The 6,463-nt window shown below is 72.2% G+C and carries 6 protein-coding genes; 4 read left to right on the forward strand and 2 right to left on the reverse strand.

Annotated features, from left to right (window positions below):
* Nucleotides 1–145: 145 nt before the first annotated feature.
* Both LHA35_RS27465 and LHA35_RS27470 read left to right on the forward strand, forming a co-directional pair.
* Nucleotides 146–736 carry a hypothetical protein gene (locus LHA35_RS27465; protein WP_226614371.1) on the forward strand — a complete coding sequence of 197 codons (591 nt, stop codon included), beginning with the start codon at nucleotides 146–148 and terminating at the stop codon, nucleotides 734–736.
* A 64-nt stretch (nucleotides 737–800) separates the two neighbouring features.
* The gene (locus LHA35_RS27470) at nucleotides 801–1,664 is read left to right on the forward strand and encodes a ChbG/HpnK family deacetylase (RefSeq protein ID WP_226614373.1); all 864 of its coding nucleotides are present in this window, start codon (nucleotides 801–803) and stop codon (nucleotides 1,662–1,664) included.
* Between the two features lie 535 nt (nucleotides 1,665–2,199).
* On the opposite strand, the gene LHA35_RS27475 is transcribed toward LHA35_RS27470, so the two are convergent.
* Nucleotides 2,200–3,843 carry a hypothetical protein gene (locus LHA35_RS27475; RefSeq protein WP_226614374.1) on the reverse strand — a complete coding sequence of 548 codons (1,644 nt, stop codon included), beginning with the start codon at nucleotides 3,841–3,843 and terminating at the stop codon, nucleotides 2,200–2,202.
* A gap of 630 nt (nucleotides 3,844–4,473) precedes the next feature.
* On the reverse strand, nucleotides 4,474–4,737 hold the full coding sequence (locus tag LHA35_RS27480; protein ID WP_226614375.1) for a hypothetical protein: 264 nt from the start codon (nucleotides 4,735–4,737) through the stop codon (nucleotides 4,474–4,476).
* Between the two features lie 167 nt (nucleotides 4,738–4,904).
* On the opposite strand from LHA35_RS27480, the gene LHA35_RS27485 reads away from it, so the two are divergent.
* Together LHA35_RS27485 and LHA35_RS27490 are read left to right on the forward strand one after the other, a co-directional pair.
* Nucleotides 4,905–6,179 carry a glycosyltransferase family 4 protein gene (locus tag LHA35_RS27485; RefSeq protein ID WP_226614376.1) on the forward strand — a complete coding sequence of 425 codons (1,275 nt, stop codon included), beginning with the start codon at nucleotides 4,905–4,907 and terminating at the stop codon, nucleotides 6,177–6,179.
* A 168-nt stretch (nucleotides 6,180–6,347) separates the two neighbouring features.
* Nucleotides 6,348–6,463: sugar phosphate nucleotidyltransferase (locus LHA35_RS27490; protein WP_226614377.1), on the forward strand; the 116-nt coding region annotated here is incomplete at its 3' end.

Consider the following 6,463-nt stretch of genomic DNA (forward strand, 5'->3'; position numbering starts at 1 on the left):
AGAACGGGTGGGCGCTCGCCTGCATGGCCCCGCCGGTCGGGCTACGCCCTCCCGACGGCGCCATGCAGGCGTTTCTCATCCAGATCGCCGCGCGTTCTCACCCTGATCGCCGCGCAGCAATCGTCTCTTCGCGCGCTTCTGCGAGGTGCGGCTGCCCGAGGGTGCGGGCGACTTCCGGCTGATCGACCGCCGCGGGGTGGAGGTGCTCCGTTCCCTCGGCGAGCGGGCGCGCTTCTCGAAGGGGCTCTATGCCTGGATCGGCTTCAAGTCGATCGGCGTGCCCTTCATGGTCGAGGAGCGGCGGCATGGCCGGACGAAGTGGAACTACGGCAAGCTGTTCCGCTTCGCCTTCGACGGCATCACCTCCTTCACCACCATGCCGCTGCGGGTCTGGACCTATTTCGGCTTCGCCATATCGGTGGCCTCGCTCCTGCTTGCCGGCTTCTACATGGTCCGCACCCTGCTCTTCGGCACCGACCTGCCCGGCTTCCCCAGCCTGATCGTGTCGGCGATGTTCTTCTCCGGCGTGCAACTCATGTCGCTTGGCGTCATCGGCGAGTATGTCGGCCGCATCTTCGCGGAGGTGAAGGGTCGTCCGCTCTATGTCGTGGCCGACCGGGTGGGCGGGCCGGCCCTGACGGCGGGTGGTCCGGACCGCGGCGATCACGCCCTGCTGCGCCAGGCGCTGGCGCCGGCGCTGGTGCCGGCCGGCGGGAACAGCTTCTCCGGGCCCTGAACCGGTGTCTCCCTGGTCTCCGGAGCGGCTCCCCGCCGAGCCGCCGAGCGATGGCGGGCGCGCGGTGGGGTTCCGCCCACTGGTGCTCTGCGCCGATGATTACGGCCTGACGGAGGGCGTAAGCCGCGGCATCCTGGCGCTGGCGGAACGCGGCCGCATCTCCGCCACCGGCGCCATGGCCAACATGCCGGGCTGGCCCCGGCTGGCGGCGCCGCTCCGCGCCCTGGGGCATGGCATCATCGGGGTCGGCCTGCACCTGAACCTGACGACGGGCGCGCCGCTCGGCGCCATGCCGGGCCTCGCGCCGGCCGGCGCCTTCCCGCGGCTGGGCGCGCTGCTCCGGCAGGTCCTGCCGGTGCGGGGTGCGACCCGGGCGGCGATGGAGGGAGAGCTGGCCGCGGAGATCGCGCGGCAGCTCGACGCCTTCGAACAGGCCCATGGGGCGATGCCGGATTTCGTGGACGGGCACCAGCATGTCCATGCCCTGCCCGTGGTGCGGCAGGTGCTGCTGCGGCTCCTCTCGCAGCGCTACCCGGCGGGCAGGCGGCGCCCCTGGCTGCGCGACCCGTCCGATGGCCTCGCGGCGATCCTCCGGCGCGGCGTCTCGGCCGACAAGGCCGTCATCGTCGCCCTGCTCTCCGCCGGCTTCCGGCGCGACGCCCGCTCCGCCAGCTTCGACACCAATGAGGGCTTCTCGGGTTTCAGCCCGCTGCAGGCCGCGACCCCGGCCGCGCGGGTGCTGGAGCGCGCGCTGCTGCGGCTGGGGCCGCGCCCCCTCATCATGTGCCATCCCGGCCATGTGGATGCGGCGCTGCGCGCCCTCGATCCCGCGGTCGAGAGCCGGCCGCTGGAGCTTGCCTATCTCGCCTCGGCAGATTTCGGGGAATTGCTGGCCAAGCACCGGATCAGGCTCGTTCCCCGGCCCTGACAGGGGCGCGCGGAGGGGGGGCGCCTGGCCGGGCTGAACCGGCCGGGCGGCGGGCCAGACCGGTCCCATGACGCCGTGCCACGCACTCGCCAAAGGGCAGGAGTCCCGGCAGGCGATTGACGCCGCCGGTCCTGCGGGTGGTGCGGTGCCCTCCCAACCTCGGGCGCCAGAGGCGGCATGGCGGCGGGGCGCACGCCCCGAAAGCCGGCCAGGGTGGGCCTTCAGCGAGCTGCGTTCAGACCGGAACGCCAATCCCTTGGAGGGCGTCTCGCTTTCGGGCGCCGGGGCGGGGCCGTTGGCTTCGCTCCGCAAAGACTGCGGGGTGCCCCGCTCACCCCCTGCGCGCGATCCGCGCCCGGCCGCGCCGTCAGCCCTCTCGGGGCCTCATCCGCCTGTGCCTGGAGCCAATCTCGGCTGAGCGGGGTCCCTCGGCCGAGATCATGGCCTCGTTCAGGCAAGGGCGGGACTGCCGGGCGCATCACTAGGCGCGTCCGGCAGTCCCGACCCAGGGGGCCTCTCCTCGGAAGGCCGTGGCCTACCGGATGACCCGGTATAGCTGAGCGAAACCCTCACCCGCCACGTGCCGCAGCCGCGGGTGGTCCGGCATCGCCGTCGCGCCGGCATTCAGCCGCAGCACGTAGTCATAGCGTATCGGCCAGGCGCGTGCCTTGCACTGCACCGGCTGGTGCGGGTCGTAGGCGCATGGCTCCGTGGCCGGCGGGTAGTGCTCCGCCTCCACCAGTTCCGGGGTCAGCGACAGGTGGCCGTCCACCTGGTGCAGGCTGGCATAGGCCGGCGCCACGGCCAGGGGCTGCCGCCCCTTCGCGGCGAAGATCATCGGGAAGAAGGCGTTCCGCTCGATCAGGACCACCGCCGGCAGATGCGTATAGGCGATGCTGCCGAAGAGCATCCGCTGCGCGCCCCCTTCCTGCGGCTCGACATGCCAGGGGGAGGTGCCGTCCCGCACCGCCAGGACCCGCGCCCCCGGCTCTATCGGTGCGATGGCGGCGCGCATGTCCCGCAGCAGGCGTTCCTGGTCGTGCCATTTCCAGCTGGTCGCCGCGCCCTGGCCGGCCAGCAGCAGCACCCCGGCGGTCAGCGTGGCCTGGGCGAGCCGCGGCGGCAGGCTGGGCCGCAGGCCCGCGACCGCGACCAGCGCCAGCGGCACGCCCAGCCGCTGGAACACCAGCCCGTTATTGTCGGTCCAGGCGGGCAGCAGGAAGAAGGCGAGCGCCAGGGTCCCGCCGGCGAGGATCGCGGCGGGCGCCACGGCGAGCCTTCGCCGCAGCAGCGCGAGGCCGATGATGGCGAGGAAGAGCAGGCCGGTCGGCAGGGCCAGCCAGGCGACCGGCGAGGCAAAGGGCGAGACCAGCCATTTCACGCGCGTCTTGAGATAGGTCGGCAGGCCATGAGCGAAGGTCTGCCGGATCATCTCGGCGAGGTCCAGGCCGCCGACCCCGCTGCCCTCCGGCCCGAAGAGCAGGTGGAGCGCGGCCGGCACCCCGGCCATGGCGGCGAAGAGAGGCACCTGTCCCAGCAGGCGGCTCGGGCTGCTCCGGTCCCGGACCAGCACCCCGGCACCCGCGACCATCACCAGCAGCCCGAAGGCCACCAGATGCGACAGCAGGCAGGCGACGCCCCACAGCGCCGCGAGCAGCCAGGCGAGGGGGCCGGAGCGCACTTCGCGGATCGTCCAGGCCGCGCCGAGCAGCGCGACGCCGATGTCGAGCACATAGTTCAGCAGGCCGATCTGCAGCAGCGCATTGTAGGCCATGAGCGCGCTGATCCAGGGCCAGGCATCCTGGCCGCCCCACCAGGCCCGGTGCAGGGCGACGCAGCCGAAGACCGGCACGAGGATGGCCGCGGCCACGAAGAGCCGGCCGGCATCGTAGAGCGGGAGCCACTGCACCAGCGGCACCAGCAGCAGATCCATCGCCAGATTGGGGATGAGCGACCAGTTGGCCTCGAACATCCGGGCGAGCACCGGGTCGGTGGCGAGGCCCGCCAGGACATGGATGCGCGCGAGGTGGTTCGGCAGGTCGACCAGCGGCGGCAGGCTGGTGGCGAGCAGCGGGATCGTCAGCGCCAGGGCGATGGCGATCCAGACCAGCCGCGGCAGGGCGAGCGCCACGGGCCGAGCACCCGCACCGGCCAGCCCCATCCGCGCGGCGCCGAGCATCCCGGCCTCCGCAAGGCTGGCTTCGGGATGCGGCGCATCGCCTCGGGCAGGGCCGAAGGCATTTCGGCGGATCGCCCCGCCGGCGGACAGGCTGGGGCCCGTCGAGGCGGGCATCACTCCCTCGGTCGACGTCATCGGTGCACTCTTGTGATGGATAGGAATTAATATGGAAACAAACCGAAGTTCTGTCCCATCACGTCAGTTCCAGAATCGGCACGACCGGATCGCGCCTGCGCGTGCGCCGGGGCTCATCGGACGGGGTGAGGGCGGCCCGGGGCGCTTCAGAGGGAGGACGCGCTGGCGCCGGGATGTCTTGCGCCCCCGGGCTGACCGCGGAGATGGCGGGGCGGCGGGGCTACGGAGCCGGGAGCGCCGCCTGCCTTCCGCTGGCACAGGATGACGACCGGGGCGGAACAGCGGCAGCCCGGCCCCCTTAGCTCCCCGCCCCTCCGACGCGGGCGGCTTTTGCCGCAACATGTGCCGCTTCGCACCGAAAGCCCCGTTTGTGCGGGGGCCTTCACGGCACCGGCCGGACTCCATCCCTGGGCTTGCGGAGGGTGCGCTGGCTGATGGCCGCGGAGCCGGCAGCCATGCCGCCGCCCGCGGACCAGGCCGGGGCCATGCGCCGGATCAGGCCCCGAGGCGCAGCGTCACGGCCTGGCGGACGGCCGGGTGGCGCAGGGCGATCTCGCCGGTGCGGATCACCGCCTGCCAGCCGCTGCCGCGGGCATGGCGCACCAGCGCCGCCGGCAGGATGATGACCCCCTCGGCAGCCCGGCGGCTCGACAGCAGGATGTGGTCGGGCGCGAACTCCACACGCCAGCCCTCGCGCTGGGCGGTCCGGAGCAGGGCGGAAAGGACCGACCAGTCGGTCCGGTCGAATGCGGGCTGCATGCAACGGGGGTAAGTTGACGGGCCAAGCCTCGTTGCGTGCCGCGCGTGAAAGTGTGCGTCCCGGCATGGACGGCCGCAGACGCGTGGCCTCACGAAGGCGTTTGCCCGGGGCTCCCGCCCTGGTGCATGAGGGCGCCTGCGGCGCCACAGCGCAGGATGGCTGATCGATGCGGGCCTTGTTCGTGCACCAGAACTTCCCGGGGCAGTACCGGCATGTCGCGCCGGCCCTCGCCCGGCGGCCGGGCACGCAGGTGGTGGCGCTGGGCGAGAATGCCGGGGATCCGCTGCCGGGGGTTCAGCACCTGCGCTACAAGCCGCCGGCGACGGGGCAGGAGAGCACGCACCGCTATCTCCGCCGGCTGGAGAACGCCGTCTTCCGCGGCCAGCAGGTGGCGCGCGCCGCGCTCGCGCTGAAGGAGCGCGGCTTCACGCCCGACCTGGTCTGCTGTCATCCGGGCTGGGGGGAGGGGCTGTTCCTGCGCGATGTCTGGCCCGATGCGCGGATGCTCTTCTACTACGAGTACTACTACACCTCCTCCGGCGGCGATGTCGGCTTCGACCCGCCGGGCGCGCCGGTGCAGATCGACGATGCCTGCCGGGTGCGGACCCTGAACGCCAACCACCTGCTCTGCCTGCAGGTTTCGGACTGGGGCCATACCGCGACCCGCTGGCAGGCCAGCCGCTTCCCCGCCTGGGTGCGGGAGCGGCTCTCGGTGGTGCATGAGGGCGTGGACACCGAGGCGATCCGGCCGCTGCCCGCGCCGGAATACATCCTGCCGAACGGCGCCGTGCTGCGCCGGGGCGATGAGGTGGTCACCTTCATCGGCCGGGGCCTCGAGCCCTATCGCGGCTTTCCCACCTTCATGCGGGCCCTGCCCGCGATCCTGGAGCGCCGGCCGGCGGCGCAGGTCATCCTCGTCGGCGGCGATGATCCGCATTACGGCTCCAGGCCGCGGGAGGGCGGGAGCTGGCGGGAGATCCTGCTGGCCGAGCTCGGCGACCGGCTGGACCTCTCCCGGGTGCATTTCACCGGCAAGGTCCCGCACCCGCACCTGCAGGCGATCCTCGGCCTGTCCTCGGCGCATGTCTACCTGACCTATCCCTTCGTGCTCTCCTGGTCGATGCTGGAGGCCATGGCGAATGAATGCCTGGTCATCGGCTCCGCCACGCCACCGGTGCAGGAGGTGATCGAGGACGGCAGGAACGGCCTGCTGGTCGATTTCTTCTCGCCGGAGCAGGTGGCCGAGGCGGTGGTGAAGGCGCTGGCCGAGCCCGATGCCTATCGCCCGCTCCGCCAGGCCGCCCGGCGCACGGTGGTGGAGCGCTACGACCTCCGCAGCCGCTGCCTGCCGGAACTGCTCGGCCTGATCGATGACGTCGCGGCGGGGCGGATGCCGCGCCTCGGCACCAGCCTCGATGCGGGGCACGGCCTCACGGGTTGAGGGCTTGTTCACGCCCTACGGACACCCGGCCAGCGGCGCAACGGCCGGTTGAAGATGGATCTCGGCCAAGCCATGGTCGTGACGCGCTCTGGCCCGATTGCCGCCCATTTTGCGGTGCGGTAATCCTCCGTCACGCATGCAAAAGGCGGCTCCGCGGTGATTATCCCTGTGATTTTGTGTGGTGGCACTGGCACGCGTTTGTGGCCGTTGTCGCGGGAGGGCTACCCGAAGCAGTTCTGGCCGCTGGTGTCGGCGCGGACCATGCTGCAGGAGACGGCGGGCCG

Origin of the sequence: Roseicella aerolata (assembly GCF_020523605.1) — a bacterium.
Classification (GTDB): domain Bacteria; phylum Pseudomonadota; class Alphaproteobacteria; order Acetobacterales; family Acetobacteraceae; genus Paracraurococcus; species Paracraurococcus aerolatus.